General features: G+C 52.9%; 37 protein-coding genes and 1 tRNA gene. 18 read left to right on the forward strand and 20 right to left on the reverse strand.

Annotation, left to right across the window (positions count from 1 at the left end):
- Window position 1 precedes the first annotated feature (1 nt).
- The 10 genes from WG31_RS02925 to WG31_RS02970 form a co-directional block, all read right to left on the reverse strand.
- Entirely contained in the window at window positions 2-1,726 is a 1,725-nt protein-coding gene (locus WG31_RS02925) for a terminase large subunit (protein ID WP_063353593.1), read from the reverse strand.
- A 2-nt stretch (window positions 1,727-1,728) separates the two neighbouring features.
- Window positions 1,729-2,190, reverse strand: coding sequence for a phage terminase small subunit P27 family (locus WG31_RS02930; RefSeq protein ID WP_063353594.1), 462 nt, complete (start codon window positions 2,188-2,190; stop codon window positions 1,729-1,731).
- Window positions 2,191-2,390: 200 nt separating this feature from the next.
- The gene (locus WG31_RS14865; protein ID WP_082823115.1) at window positions 2,391-2,711 is read right to left on the reverse strand and encodes an HNH endonuclease signature motif containing protein; all 321 of its coding nucleotides are present in this window, start codon (window positions 2,709-2,711) and stop codon (window positions 2,391-2,393) included.
- 70 nt (window positions 2,712-2,781) lie between these two features.
- On the reverse strand, window positions 2,782-3,264 hold the full coding sequence (locus WG31_RS02940; protein ID WP_063353596.1) for a DUF6362 family protein: 483 nt from the start codon (window positions 3,262-3,264) through the stop codon (window positions 2,782-2,784).
- On the reverse strand, window positions 3,261-4,163 hold the full coding sequence (locus WG31_RS02945) for a hypothetical protein (RefSeq protein ID WP_162269448.1): 903 nt from the start codon (window positions 4,161-4,163) through the stop codon (window positions 3,261-3,263). Before WG31_RS02945 ends, WG31_RS02940 begins: the two co-directional genes overlap by 4 nt.
- A 38-nt stretch (window positions 4,164-4,201) precedes the next feature.
- Window positions 4,202-4,489, reverse strand: a complete 288-nt coding sequence (locus tag WG31_RS02950; protein ID WP_063353598.1) for a hypothetical protein — start codon at window positions 4,487-4,489, stop codon at window positions 4,202-4,204.
- On the reverse strand, window positions 4,486-6,015 hold the full coding sequence (locus WG31_RS02955) for a replicative DNA helicase (RefSeq protein ID WP_063353599.1): 1,530 nt from the start codon (window positions 6,013-6,015) through the stop codon (window positions 4,486-4,488). Before WG31_RS02955 ends, WG31_RS02950 begins: the two co-directional genes overlap by 4 nt.
- Entirely contained in the window at window positions 6,008-6,454 is a 447-nt protein-coding gene (locus WG31_RS02960; RefSeq protein WP_063353600.1) for a helix-turn-helix domain-containing protein, read from the reverse strand. Before WG31_RS02960 ends, WG31_RS02955 begins: the two co-directional genes overlap by 8 nt.
- Window positions 6,447-6,695, reverse strand: coding sequence for a hypothetical protein (locus tag WG31_RS02965; protein WP_063353601.1), 249 nt, complete (start codon window positions 6,693-6,695; stop codon window positions 6,447-6,449). Before WG31_RS02965 ends, WG31_RS02960 begins: the two co-directional genes overlap by 8 nt.
- Before the next feature lie 180 nt (window positions 6,696-6,875).
- Window positions 6,876-7,355 (reverse strand): hypothetical protein, encoded by a 480-nt coding sequence (locus WG31_RS02970; RefSeq protein ID WP_063353602.1) that lies wholly within the window; start codon window positions 7,353-7,355, stop codon window positions 6,876-6,878.
- 97 nt (window positions 7,356-7,452) lie between these two features.
- Here WG31_RS02970 and WG31_RS02975 point away from each other — a divergent pair, with 97 nt between their 5' ends.
- Window positions 7,453-7,695 carry a hypothetical protein gene (locus tag WG31_RS02975; protein WP_035351168.1) on the forward strand — a complete coding sequence of 81 codons (243 nt, stop codon included), beginning with the start codon at window positions 7,453-7,455 and terminating at the stop codon, window positions 7,693-7,695.
- On the opposite strand, the gene WG31_RS02980 is transcribed toward WG31_RS02975, so the two are convergent.
- From WG31_RS02980 to WG31_RS14870, 3 genes are read right to left on the reverse strand one after another with little or no spacing between them, the layout of a single operon-like run.
- Window positions 7,669-8,193, reverse strand: coding sequence for a hypothetical protein (locus tag WG31_RS02980; RefSeq protein ID WP_063353603.1), 525 nt, complete (start codon window positions 8,191-8,193; stop codon window positions 7,669-7,671). The genes WG31_RS02975 and WG31_RS02980 overlap by 27 nt on opposite strands.
- Window positions 8,190-8,516, reverse strand: a complete 327-nt coding sequence (locus WG31_RS15455) for an RNA-binding S4 domain-containing protein (protein WP_116100194.1) — start codon at window positions 8,514-8,516, stop codon at window positions 8,190-8,192. The genes WG31_RS02980 and WG31_RS15455 overlap by 4 nt, the downstream gene beginning before the upstream one ends.
- The gene (locus WG31_RS14870; RefSeq protein ID WP_064776463.1) at window positions 8,513-8,764 is read right to left on the reverse strand and encodes a transcriptional regulator; all 252 of its coding nucleotides are present in this window, start codon (window positions 8,762-8,764) and stop codon (window positions 8,513-8,515) included. Before WG31_RS14870 ends, WG31_RS15455 begins: the two co-directional genes overlap by 4 nt.
- Window positions 8,765-8,848: 84 nt before the next feature.
- Here WG31_RS14870 and WG31_RS02990 point away from each other — a divergent pair, with 84 nt between their 5' ends.
- The 12 genes from WG31_RS02990 (at window position 8,849) to WG31_RS03040 (ending at window position 14,036) form a co-directional block, all read left to right on the forward strand.
- Window positions 8,849-9,490, forward strand: a complete 642-nt coding sequence (locus WG31_RS02990; RefSeq protein ID WP_050819274.1) for a LexA family transcriptional regulator — start codon at window positions 8,849-8,851, stop codon at window positions 9,488-9,490.
- A 4-nt stretch (window positions 9,491-9,494) separates the two neighbouring features.
- Window positions 9,495-9,755, forward strand: coding sequence for a KH domain-containing protein (locus WG31_RS15460; RefSeq protein ID WP_157884490.1), 261 nt, complete (start codon window positions 9,495-9,497; stop codon window positions 9,753-9,755).
- Between the two features lie 214 nt (window positions 9,756-9,969).
- The gene (locus WG31_RS02995; protein WP_063353604.1) at window positions 9,970-10,485 is read left to right on the forward strand and encodes a hypothetical protein; all 516 of its coding nucleotides are present in this window, start codon (window positions 9,970-9,972) and stop codon (window positions 10,483-10,485) included.
- Between the two features lie 352 nt (window positions 10,486-10,837).
- Window positions 10,838-11,050 carry a hypothetical protein gene (locus tag WG31_RS03000; RefSeq protein WP_063353605.1) on the forward strand — a complete coding sequence of 71 codons (213 nt, stop codon included), beginning with the start codon at window positions 10,838-10,840 and terminating at the stop codon, window positions 11,048-11,050.
- Window positions 11,047-11,343, forward strand: coding sequence for a hypothetical protein (locus WG31_RS03005; protein ID WP_035353160.1), 297 nt, complete (start codon window positions 11,047-11,049; stop codon window positions 11,341-11,343). The genes WG31_RS03000 and WG31_RS03005 overlap by 4 nt, the downstream gene beginning before the upstream one ends.
- On the forward strand, window positions 11,319-11,666 hold the full coding sequence (locus WG31_RS03010) for a hypothetical protein (protein ID WP_063353606.1): 348 nt from the start codon (window positions 11,319-11,321) through the stop codon (window positions 11,664-11,666). Before WG31_RS03005 ends, WG31_RS03010 begins: the two co-directional genes overlap by 25 nt.
- Complete coding sequence (locus WG31_RS03015; RefSeq protein WP_063353607.1) at window positions 11,663-11,902, forward strand: hypothetical protein; 240 nt, start codon at window positions 11,663-11,665, stop codon at window positions 11,900-11,902. Before WG31_RS03010 ends, WG31_RS03015 begins: the two co-directional genes overlap by 4 nt.
- Complete coding sequence (locus tag WG31_RS03020; protein ID WP_063353608.1) at window positions 11,899-12,183, forward strand: hypothetical protein; 285 nt, start codon at window positions 11,899-11,901, stop codon at window positions 12,181-12,183. The genes WG31_RS03015 and WG31_RS03020 overlap by 4 nt, the downstream gene beginning before the upstream one ends.
- A complete protein-coding gene (locus tag WG31_RS03025; protein ID WP_063353609.1) occupies window positions 12,180-12,365 on the forward strand; it encodes a hypothetical protein in 186 nt (61 codons plus the stop codon). The genes WG31_RS03020 and WG31_RS03025 overlap by 4 nt, the downstream gene beginning before the upstream one ends.
- On the forward strand, window positions 12,362-12,727 hold the full coding sequence (locus WG31_RS03030) for a hypothetical protein (RefSeq protein ID WP_063353610.1): 366 nt from the start codon (window positions 12,362-12,364) through the stop codon (window positions 12,725-12,727). Before WG31_RS03025 ends, WG31_RS03030 begins: the two co-directional genes overlap by 4 nt.
- Entirely contained in the window at window positions 12,724-12,981 is a 258-nt protein-coding gene (locus WG31_RS03035; protein ID WP_063353611.1) for a helix-turn-helix transcriptional regulator, read from the forward strand. The genes WG31_RS03030 and WG31_RS03035 overlap by 4 nt, the downstream gene beginning before the upstream one ends.
- Window positions 12,981-14,036, forward strand: a complete 1,056-nt coding sequence (locus WG31_RS03040; protein WP_082823116.1) for a tyrosine-type recombinase/integrase — start codon at window positions 12,981-12,983, stop codon at window positions 14,034-14,036. The genes WG31_RS03035 and WG31_RS03040 overlap by 1 nt, the downstream gene beginning before the upstream one ends.
- A 42-nt stretch (window positions 14,037-14,078) precedes the next feature.
- Here the strand turns inward: WG31_RS03040 and WG31_RS03045 are convergent, their stop codons facing one another.
- Together WG31_RS03045 and WG31_RS03050 are read right to left on the reverse strand one after the other, a co-directional pair.
- The gene (locus WG31_RS03045; RefSeq protein ID WP_245191549.1) at window positions 14,079-14,474 is read right to left on the reverse strand and encodes a hypothetical protein; all 396 of its coding nucleotides are present in this window, start codon (window positions 14,472-14,474) and stop codon (window positions 14,079-14,081) included.
- 265 nt (window positions 14,475-14,739) lie between these two features.
- Window positions 14,740-14,815: transfer RNA gene (locus WG31_RS03050), tRNA-Ala, on the reverse strand.
- A 20-nt stretch (window positions 14,816-14,835) separates the two neighbouring features.
- Here WG31_RS03050 and WG31_RS03055 point away from each other — a divergent pair.
- Both WG31_RS03055 and WG31_RS03060 read left to right on the forward strand, forming a co-directional pair.
- Window positions 14,836-15,246, forward strand: a complete 411-nt coding sequence (locus WG31_RS03055) for a YggT family protein (RefSeq protein ID WP_006117031.1) — start codon at window positions 14,836-14,838, stop codon at window positions 15,244-15,246.
- A 53-nt stretch (window positions 15,247-15,299) separates the two neighbouring features.
- A complete protein-coding gene (locus tag WG31_RS03060; RefSeq protein WP_063353613.1) occupies window positions 15,300-15,698 on the forward strand; it encodes a hypothetical protein in 399 nt (132 codons plus the stop codon).
- A 113-nt stretch (window positions 15,699-15,811) separates the two neighbouring features.
- Here WG31_RS03060 and WG31_RS03065 read toward each other — a convergent pair whose 3' ends face one another.
- Window positions 15,812-15,991 (reverse strand): hypothetical protein, encoded by a 180-nt coding sequence (locus tag WG31_RS03065; RefSeq protein WP_003626196.1) that lies wholly within the window; start codon window positions 15,989-15,991, stop codon window positions 15,812-15,814.
- A gap of 263 nt (window positions 15,992-16,254) precedes the next feature.
- On the opposite strand from WG31_RS03065, the gene WG31_RS03070 reads away from it, so the two are divergent.
- On the forward strand, window positions 16,255-16,443 hold the full coding sequence (locus tag WG31_RS03070) for a hypothetical protein (protein WP_003626200.1): 189 nt from the start codon (window positions 16,255-16,257) through the stop codon (window positions 16,441-16,443).
- 65 nt (window positions 16,444-16,508) lie between these two features.
- Here WG31_RS03070 and WG31_RS03075 read toward each other — a convergent pair whose 3' ends face one another.
- Entirely contained in the window at window positions 16,509-17,312 is an 804-nt protein-coding gene (locus tag WG31_RS03075; RefSeq protein WP_063353614.1) for a hypothetical protein, read from the reverse strand.
- A gap of 29 nt (window positions 17,313-17,341) precedes the next feature.
- Complete coding sequence (locus WG31_RS03080; RefSeq protein WP_170315327.1) at window positions 17,342-18,028, reverse strand: YoaK family protein; 687 nt, start codon at window positions 18,026-18,028, stop codon at window positions 17,342-17,344.
- Between the two features lie 242 nt (window positions 18,029-18,270).
- Here WG31_RS03080 and WG31_RS03085 point away from each other — a divergent pair, with 242 nt between their 5' ends.
- Window positions 18,271-19,224: a hypothetical protein gene (locus WG31_RS03085; protein ID WP_063353615.1), complete on the forward strand. Its 954-nt coding sequence runs from the start codon at window positions 18,271-18,273 to the stop codon at window positions 19,222-19,224.
- Window positions 19,225-19,486: 262 nt separating this feature from the next.
- Complete coding sequence (locus tag WG31_RS03090; RefSeq protein ID WP_063353616.1) at window positions 19,487-19,918, forward strand: hypothetical protein; 432 nt, start codon at window positions 19,487-19,489, stop codon at window positions 19,916-19,918.
- Between the two features lie 119 nt (window positions 19,919-20,037).
- Here the strand turns inward: WG31_RS03090 and WG31_RS03095 are convergent, their stop codons facing one another.
- Together WG31_RS03095 and WG31_RS03100 are read right to left on the reverse strand one after the other, a co-directional pair.
- Complete coding sequence (locus WG31_RS03095; RefSeq protein ID WP_035351123.1) at window positions 20,038-20,538, reverse strand: CHRD domain-containing protein; 501 nt, start codon at window positions 20,536-20,538, stop codon at window positions 20,038-20,040.
- 228 nt (window positions 20,539-20,766) lie between these two features.
- Window positions 20,767-21,591 carry an META domain-containing protein gene (locus tag WG31_RS03100; protein ID WP_063353617.1) on the reverse strand — a complete coding sequence of 275 codons (825 nt, stop codon included), beginning with the start codon at window positions 21,589-21,591 and terminating at the stop codon, window positions 20,767-20,769.
- Window positions 21,592-22,189 lie beyond the last annotated feature (598 nt).

Genomic DNA, 22,189 nt, shown 5'->3' on the forward strand with positions numbered 1-22,189 from the left:
ATTACATTCCTTCGTAAACGAAACCTTGTTCAGCTCCATGCAGAGCCACACCCAGCGCCATGATCAGAGACACGGCACCGTCAATCTTGTTTTCCACTCGCTCTTTGCGCGGGTAGATGTTGTCCTTTGCATCCGTGTGGCAGACCACGTTGGAGATGCACCATTCCAGAACCGGGTTGCCGTCATGGTGCAGCCTTCCGGACAACACCAGAGCTTCCAATTCCTTCATAGCTTCGGAAAAGTTCTGCACGGTCTGGCGGTATTCACGCATGGGCACATCTTTTTCAGACATGCGCTGCGCCAGTTGGGTGGCCTGCCACGGATCATAGGCAACATCCGTGACATTGAAGTCATTCACATCATCCAGAAGGCCGCTTTCGACTGTTTCAAAGTCTGTCACGTCACCCGGCGTGGCCTGAAGGTAGCCTTCAATCGCCCAGCCCGGATATTGTGCATTTGCGGATTCATCTATGGCCCGTTGGGGCAGATAGAAGGTGGCAAAGGCATAATAGTGCGCAACCCCGTCTATCTGGCGTGAAAACAACAGAATTTTGCATGCAAGGTCGATCTTGCTGGCCAGATCCAATGCTATGATGCAGTCCTCAGACGCAAAATCATCAATAGACAACTCACGGTCTGTACATCTGAGCCATGCCTGCATGTCCATCCAAGCCTGATCTGCATTCACCCAGACATCCAGATGCTTGGTTTTGAAGTTATTCTGCGCACTGGCAAGCTGCATGGCCTTGTTGGCAAGCCCCGCAACGTAGTCCGGCATGACAGAAACGCCCCAGTTCGGGTTGGCTTTTTGCCACGAGGCAGGATCTGTCCAATCATCACCCTCATCTATGGTGTAGATGATGCCGAAAAATTGCTCATCTTCCGCCTGATCGCCCTTGAGCGGGTAGGGGCTCTCTTCCCAATCCGCCAAAACCTTGCGCAGCACGGCTTCCAGATAAGTCCAAAGCTCATAACCAATGCCGGATCTGTTTGATCCTGCCGTGGTGATGGCCCAGATCAGAGACTGGTCACGCTTGCCGGCACCAGTTTCCACCACGTCATACACTTCACGGGTTTTATGGGCATGCACCTCATCCAGACACCCAAAATGGATGTTCAGGCCGTCCTGTGTATCGGCATCACGCGAGAGCGGGCGGAAAATGCCATCATTGCAAGCCGAGATAATCCCGCGCTGCTGAGCATCCAACCCATACTTGCGCGCCAGTGGTGGCATTTTACGTGTCATGGCCTGAGCATCGCCAAACACGATCTTGGCCTGATCACGCGTGGTGGCCGCAGAGTAGACTTCTGGCCCAGGTTCATCATCCGCTGTGAGCATAAACAGCGCCACCCCGGATGACAGTGTGCTTTTGGCATTACCACGCGGCACGCCGATAAAGGAGCGCCGGAAGCGCCGGAAGCCCGTTTTCTTATGCAGCCACCCAAAAACCGTGGTCAGAATGAAGCACTGCCAGCCTTCAAGCTCTATCAGCTCACCATCGCGGGCCTTGGGGCCTTTGATATGTGGCATAAGTTCCAGAAAGCGGCAGACGCGCTCGGCTTCATCCTTATCAAAGCGATAGGGCCATTTTTTCTGCTTGGCCCGCGCCAGATCCTGCTGTTGACGTTGGCATGCAGCTACAACCTGCCAAGAGGCTGGGATTTTACGATCCAGCACATCCTTGATGTAGCGCTGGGCTTTCTTGATGTAGGGATGCTTTGCCATGCTTACACATTATCAAAGGGGTTGAAGAGGTCGCCTTGCCCGACATCCTTCAGGCGCATGCGGGCAACGGGCGAAAATCCATAATTGGAGCCAATGCTGGTCATGAGCCTGATCTGTTCAGAAATGATGCCTAGCTCTGGCCGTGTCCGGATCATGCGCCCCTGCCTGCCATGCGTCTCGAAGGTTTCCTGACCGGCATCCTTCAAGGACTGTTCATGCTTGCGCCACCGGCTGAATGCTTCGCAGTAGGCCGCGATGCTGTCATGATCCAAAACTGTAAAAAGCCCGCGCTCCACTAAAGGAGGAACAAGGCGCTCCCACGCAGCCCGTGCCACCTCATCCAGAAAATCTGGTGGCGCCGCATATTCGGACGGGAGCCGGACACCATCTTCTGGAAGAGCCCGCTTTCCCGGATTGCCTTCAATCACACGAAGGTGGCGTGGCTTTGGTTTTCTACCTCTCATGATGACCTTCCCTCATGCGAATAGGCAGGAGGGTTTCCATCCAACCATCCTGGTAACTTTTTCCCTCAATTTCGCGGTTGCAAAAATTTGCCCATGGCGCGGTTCAGGTGCTCGCCGGCGACAGAGATTTGATACCCCCCCACCCGTTTTGACGTGTTTTTCGTCAAAAATGGCGGTTTTCTGCCGTTTTCTGCCGATTTTCAGCGGTTCCAGCTATGATCTCGGCTTGTTCTGGCCGAATGATGCGACTGGCAGAGCGTTCTCAGGTTGCTGGGGTCGAGCCGCCTGGCCGGATTTTCCCGCACGCTTTCGATGTGATCGACATTCAATCTGTCACGCGGCGTTCTGCATCCAGGCACACAGCAGATTGGATGCAGGGCCAAGTGTTGAGCGCGAACCTTTTCCCATGCGGCATCGTAACCGCGCTGGCGCGATGTGCCGCGCTGCTTATCGAACTCCTTCCGGCGTTGCGCTTCTGGCTTGTGCCAGTGCGGCCGGAAAACTGGAGATCTGACAGGCATGTTTCGCTTTCATCTGGGCATAAAAAAAGGCCGCGTAGCCTGTTGGCTGCACGACCCCTGATCATGGTGTCTAAAAAAGTATATTTTGGGGTTTTTGGGAAGAGAAAAATTCAGGTTGGCGTATTTTTTTTGCAATGGCATCAATTCCCGCCTGATACCAATCCTTTACGCGCTTATGATCAGTGCCAAGTTTTTTGGCGATTTTCCGCCATGTCCAGCGGTGCATGCCACTTATTGGATGCACAATAAGGCGCATATTGATGACAGCACGATAATTGCGTTCATCCGGCCCTAGGAGGTTGATCCATGAAAGAACCTTGTCCATGCGCGTGATTTCATCAGCGGATGGTGGCGATGGGAAATCATCGCTTTCACGGGTGCAATCCAAATCCTCCAAATCACGCACAATATCTGGCCAGCCACATTTGATGCCTGAAGGACGTAAACCTGAAGCAGGAAGGGTTGACAGTGTATGCGCGGCTTCTTCCAGCCATTCACCTACCTGCTTTGGCACGTTGCGGGTGAAGTCTATTTCTGTGGTTTTGATGCTCATGCAGCAGCCTGCTTAATGAAATCTGTAATCTGCGGCTGCGGGCTCTGGCATCCTGTCCGCATCCAGTCTTGCATAGCTTGCTCCCATTGCGTTTCGGCTTGCTGTTCAGCTTGCGTTCGCACTGGAGGAGGAACATTGCCAAGTGCAATTGATTGCTGCACAGCTTTGCCAAAATACCCCAGATGCGTAGCAGGTTTTCCTTTTTCACGTTGGCGCTGCGCAATACGCGAAACTTCGGAAATGACAAGACGCTCAATTTCATCGACTGTCAGTCCGGCTTTCAAGCCATCTGCTGCCCATTGGCGTGCAGCTGACCAGTTCTGCATGTCTCGTGCTGGATCAAACCCTGCTGCTTCAAATGCTTTAGGCCCAATGCAGTTGTAAACGGTATCAATCTCTTCATTGCTGGGCATTCCCTGCTTAGCTAAAGCTTTATTACTTTTAGTAAGAGCTAGCTTAGCTATAGATCCGTGGGTTTTAGGTTGGGTTTGAGATGCAGGCATAGACTTTCCTCCCTTGATGCTCATGGGCGGTAGATAGCGTTGCGCAGGATCTGTACGTTCAGTAATGTGTTTACCCGGCGGTCTGCCGCCTTTTTTACCGTTTTCACGGTTGGCAAGAGTACGTTTGCTTGGTTGTAATTCAGGCCCGTATGCAAGTGTCTGTGTATCTGCATTCCATGAGAGAACTTGGGTTTTGCTTTGGGTTTCTAAATGGGTTTTTAATTCGGTTTCTGTCATGTCAAACTGAATGCGTGCGATATCCGCTAGAGATGGCGCACGTGCCATACCGAATGTAAGGCTTCCATCCAGACCTATTTCTTCTATCAACGCGATGAGTTTGACCCAGATACCAAACGCAGTGTTGCCTAGCGCCAACATGCGGATATCCTGTGCCATTGCAAAAATTAGTTTTCCCATGCTCTTGCGGGCCATGATCAAAACACCTTTAGCCGAAAGCCGTTGGCTACCGGTTCCATAATCTGACGTTCAACGAGGTGATGTAGCGCGTGCGCCAGTTCATCTGGATGCGCGGCCAACAATCTGCACAGTTCTTCCTGCGTGACAGCAGACCCTACGCATGGTTGACGTAGTTCGGGCATGACATCGCCAATATCCGTGAGCTGTAGCCATGCAGCACGTGCAGAGAGTGGCAGAAGCGGCCAACGCCGATCTGCCATAACTGCACGTGCATGTTTTCCAAATCTCTGGCGCGGCGCCTTCATCCGCTCATATCTCCGCCTTGAACCACCCACGCTGGACTACGTTCATCTTCAAATGTGTCACGGAACCATGTTGTGCGGTTTGTGAAGTGTAGATGGCATGTGCCTTCTGGCCCTTGGCGATTTTTGGGTATCAGCACATCAGCTTTGCCTTCAGCCGCCTGCACGCGCAGTGCAAATTCACTGCATCTATTCGCATATTCCTCGTGATCTTCGCGGTCTTTACGCGTGAGCCCAGCATCAAGCTGTTTTTTAAGGTAATAGTGCTCACGATGCAGCAATAGAATAACATCTGCATCCTGTTCCAATGCGCCAGCATCACGCAGATCTGACATCATTGGACGCTTGTCTTCACGCCGTTCGCTTTCACGGTTCAACTGCGCCAGCACAACGATTGGAACCTGAAGTTCAGTTGCAAGTTGTTTGAGCTGACCGGAGACTTTAGTAATCCGCTCATATGTGCGTTGATCTTCATATGTCGATCCAGCGGACATAAGGCCAACATAATCCACCACAATCAGATCCAGTCCACGCTTGCTACGTTTCATGCGGCGAGCGCGGGAGCGCAGCTTTGCAACGGTGATGCGTGGTTGCGTATCTATTTCCAGCGCAAGTGTAGCAGCAGCCTGTTCACCTGCTTGTAAATCCTTCCACTGGAAGCCGGAGAGCACTTCCCGTTCGCCGGTTTCTGCATGTTCCGGGATATCATAGCGCCGACCGGTGAACACCGACTGTGTGGAAAGATCTGCCCAAGCTGCACCAGCTCGTGCCCCCAGCTGCGGTGCTGTCATCTCTCCCGACCAGAACAGTACGCTGCTACCAGCAGCGGCAGAACGCACAGCGATGCCAAAACCTAGAGATGTTTTCCCCATGGCAGGCCGCGCGCCCAGTAAATACATGGCTGATGGCATAAGGCCACCTGTCATGCGGTCTAGCGCACGATATCCCCATGTTATGCCGGCAAGGCCATTACCGCGTTGCGCCGCATCTTCTGCTGCTAAACGGGCCTGCTCCATAGAATATGCTAGGCTGAATGTGGGCATGGATTCATCTGTGCCACGTGCCAGTTCCAGCATGTGGTTTTCCAGCATATCGACAATATCGGAACCCGTTTCTTCGCCGGGGCGGCAGCAAAGATCCAATGTTTCTGAGCAGGCTTTAAAAAGGCATCGCCGTACCCATGCATCCTTAATGGCCAAAGCATAGGAGGTGGCATTTAGAATCCCCACCATGGAAGCCAAGAGCGCACCTAAAACCTGAGCCGCTGTTTGCTTGCCTAGAAGGATATCTCCTTCCAGCATAGGCCTGAGAGTAACAGGATCTGCGCTTGCACCAGAGTTTATGAGTTTTCGGCACAGATCAAATATGCGGCCAAACAATGGATTGGCGAAGTGCTCAGGTTCAACAATTTCTTCAACTTTATGAAATGCTTTGTTGTTTGTTAAAATTGCCCCTAGCAGAGACTGTTCTGCTGCGGTGTTAGCCGGAGGCTGGCGCAGAACGTCCCCAAATACACCGCCGTCAGCCATGATTTGCCTCCCAACGAATTTCTTTTGCGGGAATGTAGCGTGCAACGGATACGCCAAGACCGAGTGCAGACAGAACAGGCGTAAAACCGCGCGCACCGTTCATGATATTGCTGAGTGTGGATGGAGCGATACAGCAGTTACGCGCAAATTCTACTTGAGATCCGCATTCACGCACCGCTGTATTCAGTTTTTCGTAAACTTGCTTTTGGCGTAAATAATGCCCTGGCTCATTGATAACCGGCCAGACCAGTAACCGCACATATCCCATAGCTGATAAAATACGCGGGCCGGGATTGCTGCGGGCTGATTGTGTATCGCTCACAAGCCTTACCGGTAAGCCATGACGTGCGGCAAAAGCTGAAAGGCCACCTGCGTGCATGATAGAAGTATTCAGTTTTTCGTAAAACTGCTGAAGCGTTAAAGCAGTTAATTTAGACATCTGAGCGTCTCACAATAAGAGGATTGTGCGTAAAACCACTAGAAACACGTTTCTGAAACAGCAGATTAGGGCGGATGCGAGCCTGTTCTGCTAAGTGTGTAGGGTTAAGCGGACGTGGCGTTATAAAACGCCGAGATTTGCGCGGAGCTGGCTCTGGCTGAATTTCGGGTTTTTTCTGAACAGGTTGGCCTGTCCCCCATAGCGCCAGAAGGCCTTTGCTCCATGGGCGTAGTTTGCTCATGACTATAACCTTTGCCAATACCGTCTTTTTTACGAACTAAACCGAGGAAAGCACGGCGTTTTTTGATTGTTGGTATGCTAATTTGAAGTTTAGCCGCTTGCCGCTTGATGCTCAGACCGCAGCGGGCAAAGCGGCGTAATTCTGGATCTATTCTGCGCCAGTTGAGTGCTTCACGCGCCATCAGGATGCACTTGCTCCATCAGCAATGTTCACCTGCAACGGCTTGCCGTCAGCGATGATCCTGTGCGCTGTGGCTTCAATATGATGCAGTGATGTACGGGCACGTTGTGCATGAATGAGGATTTCGTGCGCTTCCTGCACATCCACATTGCCATCCGCCATACTTTCAAAGCCCTTTTGCAGAACTTCGCTAGTCGCTTTGGCAAACTTGCCCATATCGTGCGGTAGCAGACCGTTGCCGAACTTGACCGGCACCAGGGCAAAACCTTCTGCCTGAGCCATAACGGAAAGAATAAGCGGCTCTTGCGCTTCTTTATCCAGCTCGACAGCAACATCTACCGGCACCACAGCCGCTTTTTCACGGTTGCAGTAATCGGAAAGCTGCGTGATGCCGACACGCACAGCGCGGGATATTGAATCCAGCCCACCGCAGGCTTTGATGGCCGTGCGTGTGGCTGTTTTGATAGCTGCGGTTAGCATGGCGCATGACCCGCAGCAGAGGTGCTGGCAGCGGCATTGATGCCGCTGTCAGCTACGTCCATCATGCATGTGTCACCAACATGAAAGGACGATTCTGATGGAGAAAAATGATCCTCAGAAATCTTTGAGAGATATGCACGAACTTGAAGGGGCGCGCGCACGTGCAGAAGCCATGAAAATAGCGTTAAGGGTTGCAGTGAAGTTACTGCCTCACGAAAGTCAGTTAGAACTGCAAAGTATTTTGCAGAATTATTGCTCCGGCGCGATGCCATTGTTAGGAATGGATGAAGCGCTTCAGATTGTGAAAGATAGCTCACCGCCGACACCCCACATGCAGTAAAAATTCCGCAGTAATTTGGCGCATTCTTTGGCGCTGTTTTTCAGGAATAGGCGGGAATTTTTTTGGGCACTTTGCACTGGCCTGATCACAAGCAGCAAAATAATCTTCCAGACCGGTCATAAGTGGATCAGGGTTGCTGGTGGCGGCATCGCTGCCGCCACCAGCTTTTGGAGATGGCTGCGCTGAAGGAATATGTCCCTCCACGTGCGAAGCCCTTAAAGAAGAATGCTGTCGATCCTGATACTCCCACTCTTTTTGACGACATTCCTCCAGCCAATCCAGTGTCTCATCCACCCAAGTAACGTAGGGTTTGAGAAACCACTGCACGGCGCGAAACTGCGCAAGATAAGATCCAGTATCCTGAGTTAATGCGCGTGCGCAATCGCACATCCAGACCGGATAAAATCGAGCAACCCAAAGGGTTTGCGCCAATTTATTGCTCGTATGCGCCTTAGCTTGCATGAAGGTATTTGGTTTAGGTGGGTAATTCTGTTTCATGCTGCGCCATCATGCTTTGCAGGCAAAGAAAGACGTTCGCTCGCATCTTGCGAAGGATCTGAAACGGTAAACGCAAACCGCCGGGTTTTTGAGCGAGGGCATACAACTACGGTATCGCCCACGCTTACCGGCATATTTTCACAGATAGCCGGTTTTCCGTTCACCTCAAGCGCCCCGCCGCGCACAAGCCTACGAGCCTCACCATTCGTTCTGCAAAACTGCGGCGCATAGATCGGAATTAGGCTGAAGAGGGCAAAAGATGCCCGAAACGATTCCGGCTGACAGGGTGAGGGCTTGGGCGTACTGCTCTGGTTATGGTTCATGCGAGTTCACCCTCAATTTGTATTTGCGGATCGGCAAGTAGGGTGCCGGTCAAAGTTTTTGGAGTCGGGTATAGATCTGGGCGCAATTCCCAAGGCGCAATGCCTGTGATTTCTGCGACAGCAAGCACTCGTTTTGGCGGGATTTTGCGCCATGAATGGATAGACGGTGCCTTAATATTGAGACGCCGAGCCAATTCAGTAGGGCCACCTGCCAATTTGATCGCTCTATCTACAACCGCTTCTTTCATACCCAATCAATAGGCAATGCCTAGCAATAATGCAATAGGCAAATGCTAGGTGATGGTAGGTGTTTCCTACTGATATAAAAAATTATGGATACATGGCCTGAACGACTGAAGCGGTTCCGTAATGCAACACGCCTTTCTCAAGCAAAGGTCGCGCGGGCGTTAGGCATTGCACCAGCCTCAGTCGCGCAATGGGAAATAGGCCGCAGCAAACCTTCCCTAGAACGGCTGTCAGCTTTAGCTGCCCTTTATAATGTTTCGTTAGAAGAGCTATGCGGGAACGATTTAGGGTCGCCGAAAGAGGCATTACGTCACTCTAACTGCGATGGTAATCCATCGTTGCGGCTTCCTGTATCTGGGTTTGTCGCCGGGGCTGATCGTGTAGTTATCTTTGAAAATGGGGACATTCAAGAAGATGGCGAAGTGCAGCTACCATTCCCAATATACGATGGGATAGTGCTGCGAGTTACCGGAGAATCCATGGTGCCCCGCTATAGACCAGGTGAAGTAATAGGCATCCGCTTACCTGGACGGCCATGCTTGGGCTTAAAGCTCATTGGGCGTGATGTTGTGGCTAAACTATCAGATGGCCAAGTGGTTTTGAAAACTGTGGCAGCAGGGCCGGAGACCGGTTCATTTGTATTAACATCAGTAAATCCAATGGTTCCCCCTATTTATAATCCAGAAATAGAATGGGCAGCGCCTATTGATTTTCATATGTTAGGATAATTTCATGAATGGAAAGTTTCTATACGCTGCTGGTTTACTGCTTTTACTTTCTGGATGCAGCGGGAATAAATCAAATTCATACGATAATGTCTATTACCCTGATGTTAGCCCACAAGATGAGGCTGCTTGTGAACTACAGGTAGCGCAAATACTCGGCCCTCCCAGAGAGACATTAACAGGTACTCTTGACCAAATTGGACCTAGAAAAGCCCTCATGCAGAAGTGCTATTTCTCCAAAGGTTATAAACCGTGGATGAAAAACTAGGCATTGCCTATTGACTGACTAAGTAGGCAATGCCTAGTATCCCTCCATCGCCACGACGCGATGGAGGAATGAATGACACTTATTGCGGAACTCCGCACGGTATCGGATGCTGCGCTAGAGCGCTCCCGTGCTGCATCGCAGCTGATCACGGCCATTGGCCTACAGCATGCTATATACCTCCCTATTATCCTACATATTTTATCAGGGAAGTCGCATGATAGGGACAGTAAACAACAAGCAAGAAATTATGGTAGCTTCATCGGATATGGAGCTTTGGAAGGCCAATCAGGCCGTACGACTAGGCGAGTTAAGGTTGACTGCCCAAGCAACAGCTTTAGCCAGTGCGCAAACGCGATTGACGTCTATGATAGGATGGGTTGTAGCCAGTATTGCGATTGCTGGGGGAATTGCTTTCAAAAGCGAATTCAAGGTGGCTGGCTGCATTCTGCTTGGCGGAGTGCTGTTAACGGGCGTTATCGCAATTTATGCCATTCTTCCATTAAAATGGGCAGAAGTAGGCGCGCAGCCGCAGATCATTTTAGAAATGAGCAATCAAACAGAGTTGGAATGCCAACAATCCATAGCTCTGTATTATCAAAATGCCATTACCAGAAATGCCAATCGTTTGGGATTGATCAAACAATTGGCAACCGTGGCGTGGATAATACTTCTTGTTACTCCACCTTGCGCGTGGATAGCGCAAATGTTTTGGAAAGTGATTACGCCCTAGGCGTTTGGAGTGGCGTCTGCACTCTATCACCGTCATCTGCGGGCAGAGGTAAAGGCCACGGTTTTTCTTTATCGCTCATCAGTTTCCTCATCGAGTCTGTTGGAAGCCCGATGATGGAAGGCGCTGGAGGGTTCTGCAAGGGGCTCTCCAGCAAGGCTAGTGCGTGATGGCTCAAGCTCCAGAACCGCCACGCCCAGATCTGCCCTCAATATTCACACAGCATGAAACCTATAGAAGCGACTGTGATGCAGCATTACCTGCAATCGCTATAGTGTTTACTGCTGGAATATTGGTGGGTTTTGCCTTTGCTTTTGGGGTTTTGAATTAAATGCCCGAACACAGCAACATACGCGTGCCTAATCAAGATGCCCAATTGCAGTATCTGATTGCATATCTTCTGCAACAGGCAGACCGCACGGACATGGCCGCGGCCACTTTACGTGCAGAACTGTTCATGCCCGCTGCAAAAGCTCTTGAAAACATAGCTGCCTGCGTGCGTGAACAGGCCGACGAACTGCAACTGCACCTCAAACACACCATTCTTGCAGAGGATCATACCCCATGACCTGCACACAATCCGCCACGTTCCCTGGCATGCGCATTATTCCCGTAGCCCGTGATGTTGTGGTGAAAGATCCATCCGGCAAAGGCCGGCACGCGTACCCAACCATTGGCCGCGAAACACGCACGCTGATGTTTGGAAAAACACCCGTAAAACACACGGTAGTTTTTGCTGACGGCCAGATACTGAACTTTCCGCCCGCGTGGATTGTGCCGATTGCAGACACCATGCCGGACGCACCGCAGCATGGATCATTGGCGGAGTGCATGGAATGCCCCGATACCAGGCAACACTAACGCGCAATCAGGCAGGCAGATACCAGGGCACGGTAACAGACCAGCACACAGGCAATCAGATTGAATTCCCTGATTGCAGCAAGGAGCGCAAGGCAGGCCGCTGGATTGTATCGGGTAAAAGCACAACACCCTGTCTGCCAGAATGGTTTTTGGAAATGCGTTCGATGGGTGACGGCCTGTTTGAAATAACGGCCACAGAGGACAGGAATTTTCTTATCCGGTTTCCTGAATGCGAGCAGGGCGAAATAGACGGACAGAGCGGCATAATCGGCTGGACAGACAATGTGCAGCTGATTGCAGCACGAAAGGAGAGGGCGGCATGACAGAGAAATTTATATGGGGGTGCGAGGATAGCGAGCAGGTGGAAGCTGGAGATTCATGCCGAAACCCGTATGGCTGTCACTGCCGTGAAATTACGGAATTGGTCAGAGATCATGATGCCAGTGATGCCAGAATTGCAGATTTGGAAAACGCGTTGCAGGGCATGATAGACCTTAACCTCAGCGGCGTTACCTGCATTGCCTTAGCACGCAAAGTCCTGAAAGGCCCGGAAGCATGAGCGAGGAATTGAAAACCTTGATCCTGCCTGAAACCATGACGCCAGACATTGAGCGTACACTTGGGCTGATGTGCTTTGAATGCGCTAAATATGCTCATGCCTTCAAAAAAGGAGGTGAAGATATAGCGCCTCGCGCAGAAAATGAACAAGCGGCAGTGATCTTCAAAGTCCTAAAAAATGTTTTGTCTGGCATGACCTTTGAAGATGCGTTCTGCAAAATGCACTATGAAGCAGTTGAGGCTCAGTCGCACGGGAATACCCGCGTAGGAGAGAAGGCGTGAATATTGTTAAAGTTCACATGACCCTCCCAGATAAAGGGGCAAGTAAATCTGCCCACATAAATCTGGATAATGCGTGTGCAATACAAAAATTGTCTATTTCAACGCAGATCGTATTTGTCGGCGGATGGACAATACTGGTTGACGAGACGCCAGAGGAAATTGTCAAAAAGGCGAACTCATGACCACCCAAAACTGGCCTGACCCAAAGCGTGTTGGTTTCCCAATGTTTTCTGATCATTCAGCGCGTCATGTTCTGGAGAATAAGAAACGGCGCTCTCTTAAACTGGTTATTTGGGATCATGAGCGCGAGCATTACTGCACTGAAATTGACTGGGTTACGCCTGAGCAAATGAACGGTCTGGACTGGGAATATCACGGCCCTGTCCTCACCCCCACGCAGATAAACGAAATGCTGGCGGCGGAACGGGAGCGGTGTGCTGTCGAATGTGACAAACTGGCAGATGATTACTTGCCGTGCCATCCGTCCGAATTTGGAAGAGGAATCCGTAATCTAGGAGCCACGCAGAAAGGCCCGGAAGCATGAGTCAGACATTACAGGTGCCTGTACGCACAAAAGCCAAACCAATGCTGCCAGATTGGCCGCGCATCATGCGGCGTGAAAAGGCAGCACAGTATCTGGATATTTCACCCGCAATGCTGGATCAGGCCGTGGCAAGCGGTAAGATGCCCAAACCCATACCCATTACAGGCACCATAAAAGGCTGGGTGCGGGATGATCTGGACGCGTGGATAGAAGATAGGCGTACTGCGCCCTTAATTGAGAATGACTGGGATTGATGGCCCGAATTCATCTCAAATATGTGCAGACCACCCTGAAAGAGCGTGAAGTTTACTTCTATTTCCGCAGAAGGGGATATCCACGCATTCGCTTGCCCGGTTATCCGGGTTCAAAAGAATTCATGGCGGCCTATCAGAAAGCCTTGGCGACTGAGCGGGAACAGGTTGGTGCATCCAGAACACTACCGCGCAGCATGAAGGCGCTTGCCATTGCGTGGCGGGCTTCCAGCCAGTTTAAGGGGCTGACTGCGGCATCACAGAAAACCTACAACAGGCTGATAGAGAACTTTCTGGAACGGCACGGCCATAAAGCCGCAGCCACAGCAGAGCCACGCCATATTCTGGCAATACTGGAAAGCATGAGCGATACGCCTGCCCAAGCGAATGCTTTGCGCAATGTGCTGCGCCAGATGTTTCAGTACGCATTTGAACACGGTTGGCGGCAGGATAATCCGGTTAAGGATATCAAGAAGCTGAAATACCGGAAAAACCCATTCCCCACCTGGTCGGAAGAGGACATTCGGATATTTGAGAACTTCTGGCCTATCGGATCACGTGCACGCTTGGCGTTGGCGCTGTTTCTTTACACCGGCCAGCGGCGGAGCGATGTCATTCGCATGGGGCCTGCACGCGTGAAGAACGGCAGCATTGAAGTGGTGCAGATCAAGACGGGCAAATACCTGCTGATACCTATGCACCCGGATCTAGCAGAAGTGCTGAGTGCCCATGAGCACCCAGGCGAGGCATTTCTTATTACCCAGACAGGCCAGCCCTTTGCATCAGGCAATGCGTTTTATAATTGGTTCAAGGAATGCGCCATCAAGGCAGGTGTGCAGGCAAAGCTCGGCCCGCATGGACTGCGCAAGGCAGCAGCTCGGCGCTTGGCTGAAGCTGGATGCACGCCATCAGAAATTCAGGCCATTACCGGCCATAACACACTCTCAGAAGTGGAGCGTTACACTAGGGAAGCCAATCAGAAATTGCTGGCTGAATCTGCATGGAAAAAGCTGGGAAGTATGCGGCCCGAACGACCTGATAACGGTAAGAAAACATAAGGAAGTAAGAACATTAATATATTCTTACTTCCTATATGCTGCTTAGTTAAGCACGCCCGTGCCGGTCACTGTTTTGGAGCTAGCCATTGTGTGGTGCAGCACTTTGTCACCATCAAAGATAATAGCAAGCTGCTTTGACGTGCCATGGTTGCGAGAGCCAAAGTAAGCCATGCCAGGAACGAAATTGATGCCATCCACAGAACTATGCACCATTTCGTATTTCCAGATTTCTTTGCCGCTATCCGTATAGTTGACGTTCAGCGGATCACCGAACATTTGTTTTACCTGTTCTTTTGTGGTTACACCGTCAATAATTTTTGCATCTACAGAAGCCTGAGTTTCGTTTTTTAGTGTTTTATTGCCGCTGTTGGAGCAAGCTACTGTTGCCATTGGCAGCAAAAGGACGCTCAGCATTACGGCCATTTTAATTTTCGACACTTTTTACATCTTTCTGATATAGAATTACAACGTACGGCGACTTCTATGCCTTAGACGTATGACTTTTGCAATAAATACGCATAAAAAGAATGAACATATAATAATGTGACATATTACTTTATTGCGAGAGAGTATTACGTACAACGCGAAGTGCCGAAAAATGCTCTAAATAAGCTTAGATCAAGAGGCGGTGTGAAAACTTTGTGAAGAAAGTTTACACTTTTCACCAAAAAACCCAATAAAAACAAGGGGTTGAACAGGAGGGTGGTGGAGCTGAGGGGAATCGAACCCCTGACCTCCTCATTGCGAACGAGGCGCTCTCCCATCTGAGCTACAGCCCCGCCTGTTCCGTGATTTTTGGGTGTATAGGGCTTACCAATTCGCTGTCAAGCTGTATTGTAGGTGTCTGATGGCAGACATGCGGGCATGCCATAAGGGTGTGTTCGGTTTTTTAGCAAGGCAGGATTTGGCGTTCGTGTTTTTCGTTTTCATGCTGTTGATGCGGCTTTTGGAACTGTATAGCTGGGTGCTTCTGGCAGCCTGTATTTTTGTAAACCTGTATGCCTTTGGCATTCTGGATAGCCGCAACCAGATTGTCTGGAAAATAGGCGTGTTTCTGGAACGGATAACAGAACCCGTGCTGGCCCCCGTGCGGCGTATGCTGCCAATGCCGGGCGGCATGGACTTTAGCCCAATGGTGGTGCTGCTGATTATCCAGTATGTGCTACAGCCGGGGCTTGTCAGCCTGTTTCGTGCGCTGATGTCTCATTAAAACGCGCACGGTGGCTGGCGTTAGCCCGGTTTGTTAAAAACGGAGCAACCGCCATGCCGCATCTTTTTCGCACATTGGGCCTGTTTTGCGCCACCATAGCCGCCACACCCGCGCTGGCGCAGGATACACCGCCCGCTACATCCGCCCAAATGTACACCGGCAGCATGGCAGGCGGCCAAGGCACCCTTAAACTGGTGCAAACGGGGGATGAAACCTTTGCTGAAGTTTCGGTTGTGGGGGATACCTGCGCCGGATCAGCCGAGGGCGCAGCCGCCCGCCACGGCACAACATGGGTGGTTACAACAGATCCGGAATATAACGGCCAATCATGCCGCATCACCTTCCGCATGGGGGCGCATGGTGTGATAGGGAGCGAGGAGCAAAATTGCGCGCCCTATCATAACGGGGCCTGCGCCTTTACCCATGCGCAACTGGCCCGCACGGCGCAGTAAGGCCACCACTTTACACCGCATACCGCACACATGTGGGCACAAAAAAACCGCCGGGCCAATAAGGCTGCGGCGGCTTTTTTACAGCATGGCAGGTAAAAACCCGCCAGCCCACATTAGTGGTGAGAAGAAGACGCGTTCGGGTCTTTTTCAATGTGGGTCAGGCTGTAGCTGCACATCACAATAACCGGAACAATAAAGGCGATAACAGCAGAGCTCATAGCTGCAACGTTCATGCCCAGGAAGTACAACATCAGATCCAGGCCCAGCAGCGCAATGCACAGAAACATGCCCATCCCAAAAACCCCTTATATAGTGTTCCGGCGGTAAAAGGGTTGCCGGGCCGGTGCCATATCCATGCATCTCAAGCCCCGCAGATTCCACCGGAATCATGCCAAATCAAAACAGCGTCACACTTACTCTTTTGCCCCGTGTGGTCAACCGCTATCTGGGCATGGCGTTGTGGCGGGTAATGCTGGTCTGCTTTTGTGCGGGTTGCAGGCTGCGGGGGTGGCCCCAATGTTTAAGGTAGGCTTATGTAACCAAGGATAAGATTTTTATGTCTGAAAAAACAGAAAACCATACCCACCACCTGCCATCCGCCACAGATATTAGCCGTGAAATGGAACAGGTAAAGCGGGAATACGATATTGCGCTGAAGGATCGGCCAGAACACGCAAAAGCTCTGGGTGAACGCCTGCGTAAGCTGGAAGCCCAGTTGCAGGAAGGCGCGCGCGGCAAGGCCTGAACGCCCTTAACATGCCGGGCCGGGGCACATACCCCCAGCCCACATAATATATAAAGCGCCCGGCCTTAGTGCTGGGCGTTGCTGTTTTGGGCCGCCCCCGTAGCGGGTGTTGCAGCCTGCGCTTTGGCAGCCCAAGCGGCGGCCACAGCCTGCGGGCCCGTGAGCGTTTGAGAAACCGGAACCGCCTGTGTTGCCGCGCCTGCCTGCGCTGCGGGCGTGGCGGCGGAGGAGGGCGCGCCAGCAGAATCTGGCCGTGGGTTGAGGATACGTTGCGGTTCTGGCTGTTCATAAACCGAATGCAGCGCACGCCTTTGGGCTTCTATGCTGGGTTCATGAAAAGCCGAAACCGGGCCAAACCCAATCAACCTGTCATGGAACCGATTGGTGGAGGCCACGGGGGAGCGAATGCAGCCTTTTACAACCGTAGAGCACGCGCCATCCGTGCCAATCATGCGGTCATTATCGCCGCTGTAGTGCAGGTCATACACACGGCCATCCACCATCCGCAGGCTGGCCACGCAGGTTTTGCCCGCGCCGCCAAAGGTGGTTTGCGTCATGTTCACAAATGTCTGGAGCGGAAACAGCGAGGAATCGTTGGTGGAAGGCATGTTGACCGAGCGCACATACTGATAAACCGTGGTGTGCTCATCTATCTTCTGCGTTTTGTCGGGAATACCCGCGCAGGCCTGTAAATCCTCATTTGTCATGCCAATCACGGCTAACTGGCCCTTATGGGCGGTGCGGCTATCTATATATCCGCAGCCTGCCAGCGCGGGCAGCAGCACCAGCGCGGCAAGCCCGCGTGCACGATAAAACAGAGAAGCAGCAGAGGCAGAAATAGGCAGGGAAGGAAAGGGCAGACCGGTCATTACTCTTGTTCGTAAAAGGGTGGGGGTGTTTAGGGCGGTGTGTTGTGGGCTTCGGCGCGGGCAATGTCCAGATACAGCAAAATCAGCAGGGGCAGGGGCCAGATAAAGGGGAGCGGCACATGCCACGCCATGGCTAGGGTGCCACACAGAGCCCCCGCAGCAAACCCCAGCCACGAAAGCCCCGGCAGCAGGGCCGCCCCGGGTGCGGGCGGTTTAACCGTGCTGCCCGGCCAGCGCGCAGCCAGTGATGTAGCCAGCGCAGAGGCACATTTCAGCAGGTTGCTGGTGATCACAATGGTTTGGATAGCGGTGCCGGAAAACCGGGCAATTGTTTCACCCTGCACGGCCATAAGGGCGGGCAGCAGCACAAGGGCCAGCGGGCGGTGCCACGGCGTAAGCATGGCAATTTGCGTGGCCCCCAGCAGCACGCCCACACAGGCTATGCCAATGGCTGCCTGCCAGCGCAACCGTGCCAGAGTAGCCAGCATGGCCGCTACAAAAAACGTGCCTAAAATTTCCAGCAACAGCAGCGCATGCGGCCAGATGCCCCCAACAAGGGCGGCGGCCAGATGGGTTGTGTTGCCTGTCATGGCGGAGGCAAACAGCCCGCCCAGATACACAAAGCCCAGCGCATCCACATACCCGGCTAAAAGATCCAGCACCAAAATGCGCCGCGCAGAAACCCGCACGGAGGAGGAAGAAGAAAGCTCGGCCATATTCATCCATCAGCATACAAGAACATTACACAAAATCCACCCGCAGCCTTTGTGCCCGCTGCGTGGCATATAGGCCATTCACAGGGCCGTAAGGCTGTATTTGCGTGCCAATGGGGTGGCCGTAGGTGTGGATATCAGGCATCTATGCGCAAGTTTATGCGGCATGGCACGCGCGGCGGGCCTTGCTGGCAGGTGGGGTTTTTCCGTATTCTGCGGCCAGACCAAAGCAAGGAACAAAGTAGATGTTGGGATTCCGTCCTGTTTTTCTGGCGTTGGGGGCCTGCACTGCCCTGTTGGCCGCGCCCCCGGCGGCTTATGCGGCGGAGAAGAACCCTCATTACGGGCTACAGATTATGAAGATGCGTCCCGGCCCACCCCCCATGACAGTGGCCACAGCCGCCCCCGGCATTTTGGATTACGATGGCATACCCACCGTATTGGGCACAAATGCGGCCAATGTGGGCGGGCTGATGTATTTTTGCTACCACAACAAGCTGATAACAGACACCACGGTAAACATGCTGGGGCGGGAACTGGCAAAACTGCCGGATGTCCGCAATTCGTCCGATTACGCATGGGGTGGCATTGGCATGCTGCGTCTTGGCCCAGACCAGATGTTTGATACCCGCACCCTAAACCGAGACCAGCGTGAGGCCGTATGCTCCCGCACCGCCCTTATGGGGCCGGATCTGCTTAAGGCCGCCCGCAATGGTGATGCCGCGCCAAGCATAGATAACCAGCGGGCATCGGATGAAAAACCAAGATGGCCGTCCGCTCCCCCGCCGCCTATCCGTGCCACAGCCCCCGTTGCCGCTGCGGCGGCTGTTCCCGCAGGTGTGGCCGCCACACCTAAGATAACAGCGCCAGCGCGTGCGGTTTCGGCCCCTGTTGCGCGTGTGGCACCACCGCGCCCGGCTGTATCTGCCCCGGCTTATGTGGCCCCGCGTGCCGTGGCTGCCACGCCGCATGTGGCGGCCCCTGCTGTATCTGCCCCTGCGCCGAAGGTTGTTTCTGCTCCGCCACCGGCTGTTATGGCCCCCACACCCGCGCCAGCACCCAAGCCAGTGCCCTATACGCCGCTGCCCTCGCAGCAGGCTATTCAGGATGACGTGGCGCAAAAGGCCGAAGCGCGAGAAGCCGCAGCACAGGCCGAATTTGCCCGTCAGGCGGCATCTCAGGCCGGAGCTGTGCGGTAATACGCGCCCACCACAGCGCCAACACACACATCAGGCCCGCTGGCAGCCGCGCTGGCGGGCTTTTGCGTTGCAAGCCATGCTAAAAAGGGGATGCGTGCCTGTTTTAATAGAACAGCTTAAACAAAGTTTTAAGTACACAGGCCACCGCATAGCAAACGCCCCGGTATTCTGCCTTGGCCCATATTCCGCCACTGTTTGCTGGTTAGTGTGGCGGTGTTGAACAAAGCTGCTGCCATATCTATTTGCTATATAAGTTTGGCAGATGCCTGCCCCACACCGGCAGGCCATAGGAAAGACGGATAAAAGAATGCGTAAGATTGTAACCCTTGGCCTTGCAACCCTTATGGCTGCCACCATTGGCACCGCCGCAAACGCCAGCGAACCGGGCGGCTGCCTGAAGTATGGCGCCGCTGGTGCCGTGGGTGGCCATATGGCCAACCATCATGGTGTGCTGGGTGCGGCTGCGGGGTGTGCCGCGGGCATGTATCGTCGGCACGAATACCGTAAGGAAGCCCGCGCCAAGGCCGCGCTGTATGATAAGGAACACCCCGGCTCAAAGGGTACGTATCAGCAAAAAGCCACGGCGTATGATGTAGAACATTCCACCACCCCCGGCACCATGCAGCCCACCCAGCAGCCTAACGGTGCCCCGCAGGGGGGTGAAGCTCAGCCAGAAGGCGCACAGCACCTGTAATATGTTGCGGCTTATGCCCACCAGTATCTGGGCTTAAAATGCAAAGCGGCCCCGCTGCCTTGCCCCATATGCGGGGTGTAGGCAGCGGGGCCGTTTTTTATGCGCGGGGGCAAAGTTTATTAGGTGCGGTTGGGGTCTGTGTGTGCTGTGTCTCCATTATAAGGAGATGTTAGCTGTGCGCGGGCTTCCCCCTTGGGGTAGGCGGCGGTGTGCAGGTTGAGGTACATCTTGCCATCATGCAGGGCTTTTTCCTGATCTGCCGTTAAAATGGCGGTGCCAGAAAACGGGCTTTTAAACGGGCCTTTCAGGGTGATCATATGGCCTGCTTCCTGCCCCGGATCTGCTGGCCCATGAAAATGCGCCACCGTAACCTGCCCGCTTAGCCCATCCCACGTAATGGTGTAGCGCAGCTCATGCGTGGAAGGGAAAAACACCGCATCCACCTTGCCAGTTGGGTGGGATGTTGCGTTGTGTTCGGCTGTAAAATCGCCACCAAACCGTTCGCTGCGTTCAGCATGCGCGGTGGAAACCAGCGCACTTACAGCCGCCGGAACCACTGTAACCGCAAGCGTGACACCCAAAGCCACCTTGCGAAACACTTTTTTGCTGGCTGAAATCATACGAAAGCGCCCTTTCAAACATAAAAACATCTGTGCGATAGGCCTATAACGGCCCGCTCTGGCAGAGGTTCCTGCGCTAAAGGGCGGGCAAAGGCACGTATTTGCATTACTTGCTGCCAATATGGGGTTGGCCAGCCTTGTGTTGTAGGCCCGCAATCTCTCACGCTCGCGTGATACATAAAGGGGCCAGCCCGCCGCCCCAAAAAGGCGCGGCACAAGGCGCAAGGGTTAGAACACCTGCCGCAAACGGATGGTTTTGCCGCCGGAGGTTTGCAGCACAAGGTGTGTGCCATCTGTTGTCCAGCCGGTTACGCTGTTCAGCAATGGGCTAAAGGTGTTTGCAATGTCATTCTGTTTGCCAAGGCAGGCCATGCGCGTGCTCATGCTGCCCACAGGCGTGGCTTTTACGCTGCCCTTTGGCCCAAACACCAACCCGCCCACATAGCGGTTGCAGCCATCGGAACCAGAAATCTTGCCCGTATCGTTAATGTCTAGCGTGGGGGCAAACATATCTGCGGCTGGGTTGGGGTTTTCATCCGTGGCGCTATCATCTGTGTCGGGCACAAAATTGCCGCTACGCAGCTTGCGGCCATCCATAGCCGTAACCACCCAGCGCGTATTGTTTAAACTGGTGGGGGGCACAAGGGCGCCACCGCAGCCCCGCAAGGTTTTGGTGGCGGTTGTAAGGGTTACGGTATCTGTAAACACTTGGCCGGTCATGTTATCTGTGCAGGCAGATGTGGTCAGGGCGGCTTTTATATCCGATGCCTCGTAATACCGTGTGCCACCTTCAGAATAAGCGTGGCGGATCACGCGGGCCATGCGCGGGCCATCCGGTGTTTCAACAGAAAGCGCGCCATCAGCCAGTGTCATGTTCCAGAAGGGTGCGTTCCCGCGGGCTTCATACACATCTTTGGGGCCGGTGGCGGCTACCGGGGCTTCCTTGCCTTCTGGCGTGGTGGTGGTGCGGGGTTCTGCACAGCCAGCCAGCACCGCGCCCGCAGCGCACAGCGCAAAAAGGCCGGAGCGGAAAAAAGGGGCGGAAAAGCGCATGGCCAAGTGTCCTTCTACTTCTGTTGCCCCTTGGCAGCACAGGCACGCCGGGCGATGGAAAACGCGTGCGTGTATCTGTGCCGCATTATGCCAGAACTGTTAAGGGGCACCTATGCCAGCGGGGCCAGAGGCGCAGAATCATTTGACTCTGAGGTGCGATAATATATAACTAACTCTAACTTTTCCTTAACAATCATTTAAGAGTACCCCATGGCGACCACAACCAACATTCCATCTTCAGGAAGTTATATACTTAACTTTGCAACTATAAAAACAGTAAATTCAAAATCAACTGTCTCTAATATCCAAAATAGTGTTACAGTAACTTTTAATAGTTCAACAGGTTTCACTATTAATGGTGTAACATATTCATATAATTTTACTTGGGGTAAGGCTGGTTCATCGCAAATCATATTAGGTGATACGGCGGGCGGATATTTTCTATTAACAGACGCAGATGTGAATATCTCCAATTATACCTATGTGAATGATTCATACGGCCAAAGTAACAATCATTGGCAAGTAAAAGGAACCGATGGCACAAGCACATCGCTGGCATTTCAGAACCGCGGTTTTGATCCATGTTTCCTTGCGGGCA

It is taken from the genome of Acetobacter oryzifermentans (assembly GCF_001628715.1).
GTDB classification, from domain to species: Bacteria; Pseudomonadota; Alphaproteobacteria; order Acetobacterales; family Acetobacteraceae; genus Acetobacter; species Acetobacter oryzifermentans.

Excerpts from the sequence above, each read along its gene's own strand:
- WG31_RS02925 (WP_063353593.1), bottom strand. The coding sequence starts at position 1,726 with ATGGCAAAGCATCCCTACATCAAGAAAGCCCAGCGCTACATCAAGGAT.
- WG31_RS02930 (WP_063353594.1), bottom strand. The coding sequence starts at position 2,190 with ATGAGAGGTAGAAAACCAAAGCCACGCCACCTTCGTGTGATTGAAGGC.
- WG31_RS14865 (WP_082823115.1), bottom strand. The coding sequence starts at position 2,711 with ATGCCTGTCAGATCTCCAGTTTTCCGGCCGCACTGGCACAAGCCAGAA.
- WG31_RS02940 (WP_063353596.1), bottom strand. The coding sequence starts at position 3,264 with ATGAGCATCAAAACCACAGAAATAGACTTCACCCGCAACGTGCCAAAG.
- WG31_RS02945 (WP_162269448.1), bottom strand. The coding sequence starts at position 4,163 with ATGGCACAGGATATCCGCATGTTGGCGCTAGGCAACACTGCGTTTGGT.
- WG31_RS02950 (WP_063353598.1), bottom strand. The coding sequence starts at position 4,489 with ATGAAGGCGCCGCGCCAGAGATTTGGAAAACATGCACGTGCAGTTATG.
- WG31_RS02955 (WP_063353599.1), bottom strand. The coding sequence starts at position 6,015 with ATGGCTGACGGCGGTGTATTTGGGGACGTTCTGCGCCAGCCTCCGGCT.
- WG31_RS02960 (WP_063353600.1), bottom strand. The coding sequence starts at position 6,454 with ATGTCTAAATTAACTGCTTTAACGCTTCAGCAGTTTTACGAAAAACTG.
- WG31_RS02965 (WP_063353601.1), bottom strand. The coding sequence starts at position 6,695 with ATGAGCAAACTACGCCCATGGAGCAAAGGCCTTCTGGCGCTATGGGGG.
- WG31_RS02970 (WP_063353602.1), bottom strand. The coding sequence starts at position 7,355 with ATGCTAACCGCAGCTATCAAAACAGCCACACGCACGGCCATCAAAGCC.
- WG31_RS02975 (WP_035351168.1), top strand. The coding sequence starts at position 7,453 with ATGGAGAAAAATGATCCTCAGAAATCTTTGAGAGATATGCACGAACTT.
- WG31_RS02980 (WP_063353603.1), bottom strand. The coding sequence starts at position 8,193 with ATGAAACAGAATTACCCACCTAAACCAAATACCTTCATGCAAGCTAAG.
- WG31_RS15455 (WP_116100194.1), bottom strand. The coding sequence starts at position 8,516 with ATGAACCATAACCAGAGCAGTACGCCCAAGCCCTCACCCTGTCAGCCG.
- WG31_RS14870 (WP_064776463.1), bottom strand. The coding sequence starts at position 8,764 with ATGAAAGAAGCGGTTGTAGATAGAGCGATCAAATTGGCAGGTGGCCCT.
- WG31_RS02990 (WP_050819274.1), top strand. The coding sequence starts at position 8,849 with ATGGATACATGGCCTGAACGACTGAAGCGGTTCCGTAATGCAACACGC.
- WG31_RS15460 (WP_157884490.1), top strand. The coding sequence starts at position 9,495 with ATGAATGGAAAGTTTCTATACGCTGCTGGTTTACTGCTTTTACTTTCT.
- WG31_RS02995 (WP_063353604.1), top strand. The coding sequence starts at position 9,970 with ATGATAGGGACAGTAAACAACAAGCAAGAAATTATGGTAGCTTCATCG.
- WG31_RS03005 (WP_035353160.1), top strand. The coding sequence starts at position 11,047 with ATGACCTGCACACAATCCGCCACGTTCCCTGGCATGCGCATTATTCCC.
- WG31_RS03010 (WP_063353606.1), top strand. The coding sequence starts at position 11,319 with ATGCCCCGATACCAGGCAACACTAACGCGCAATCAGGCAGGCAGATAC.
- WG31_RS03015 (WP_063353607.1), top strand. The coding sequence starts at position 11,663 with ATGACAGAGAAATTTATATGGGGGTGCGAGGATAGCGAGCAGGTGGAA.
- WG31_RS03020 (WP_063353608.1), top strand. The coding sequence starts at position 11,899 with ATGAGCGAGGAATTGAAAACCTTGATCCTGCCTGAAACCATGACGCCA.
- WG31_RS03030 (WP_063353610.1), top strand. The coding sequence starts at position 12,362 with ATGACCACCCAAAACTGGCCTGACCCAAAGCGTGTTGGTTTCCCAATG.
- WG31_RS03035 (WP_063353611.1), top strand. The coding sequence starts at position 12,724 with ATGAGTCAGACATTACAGGTGCCTGTACGCACAAAAGCCAAACCAATG.
- WG31_RS03040 (WP_082823116.1), top strand. The coding sequence starts at position 12,981 with ATGGCCCGAATTCATCTCAAATATGTGCAGACCACCCTGAAAGAGCGT.
- WG31_RS03060 (WP_063353613.1), top strand. The coding sequence starts at position 15,300 with ATGCCGCATCTTTTTCGCACATTGGGCCTGTTTTGCGCCACCATAGCC.
- WG31_RS03065 (WP_003626196.1), bottom strand. The coding sequence starts at position 15,991 with ATGGGCATGTTTCTGTGCATTGCGCTGCTGGGCCTGGATCTGATGTTG.
- WG31_RS03070 (WP_003626200.1), top strand. The coding sequence starts at position 16,255 with ATGTCTGAAAAAACAGAAAACCATACCCACCACCTGCCATCCGCCACA.
- WG31_RS03075 (WP_063353614.1), bottom strand. The coding sequence starts at position 17,312 with ATGACCGGTCTGCCCTTTCCTTCCCTGCCTATTTCTGCCTCTGCTGCT.
- WG31_RS03080 (WP_170315327.1), bottom strand. The coding sequence starts at position 18,028 with ATGGCCGAGCTTTCTTCTTCCTCCTCCGTGCGGGTTTCTGCGCGGCGC.
- WG31_RS03085 (WP_063353615.1), top strand. The coding sequence starts at position 18,271 with ATGTTGGGATTCCGTCCTGTTTTTCTGGCGTTGGGGGCCTGCACTGCC.
- WG31_RS03090 (WP_063353616.1), top strand. The coding sequence starts at position 19,487 with ATGCCTGCCCCACACCGGCAGGCCATAGGAAAGACGGATAAAAGAATG.
- WG31_RS03095 (WP_035351123.1), bottom strand. The coding sequence starts at position 20,538 with ATGATTTCAGCCAGCAAAAAAGTGTTTCGCAAGGTGGCTTTGGGTGTC.
- WG31_RS03100 (WP_063353617.1), bottom strand. The coding sequence starts at position 21,591 with ATGCGCTTTTCCGCCCCTTTTTTCCGCTCCGGCCTTTTTGCGCTGTGC.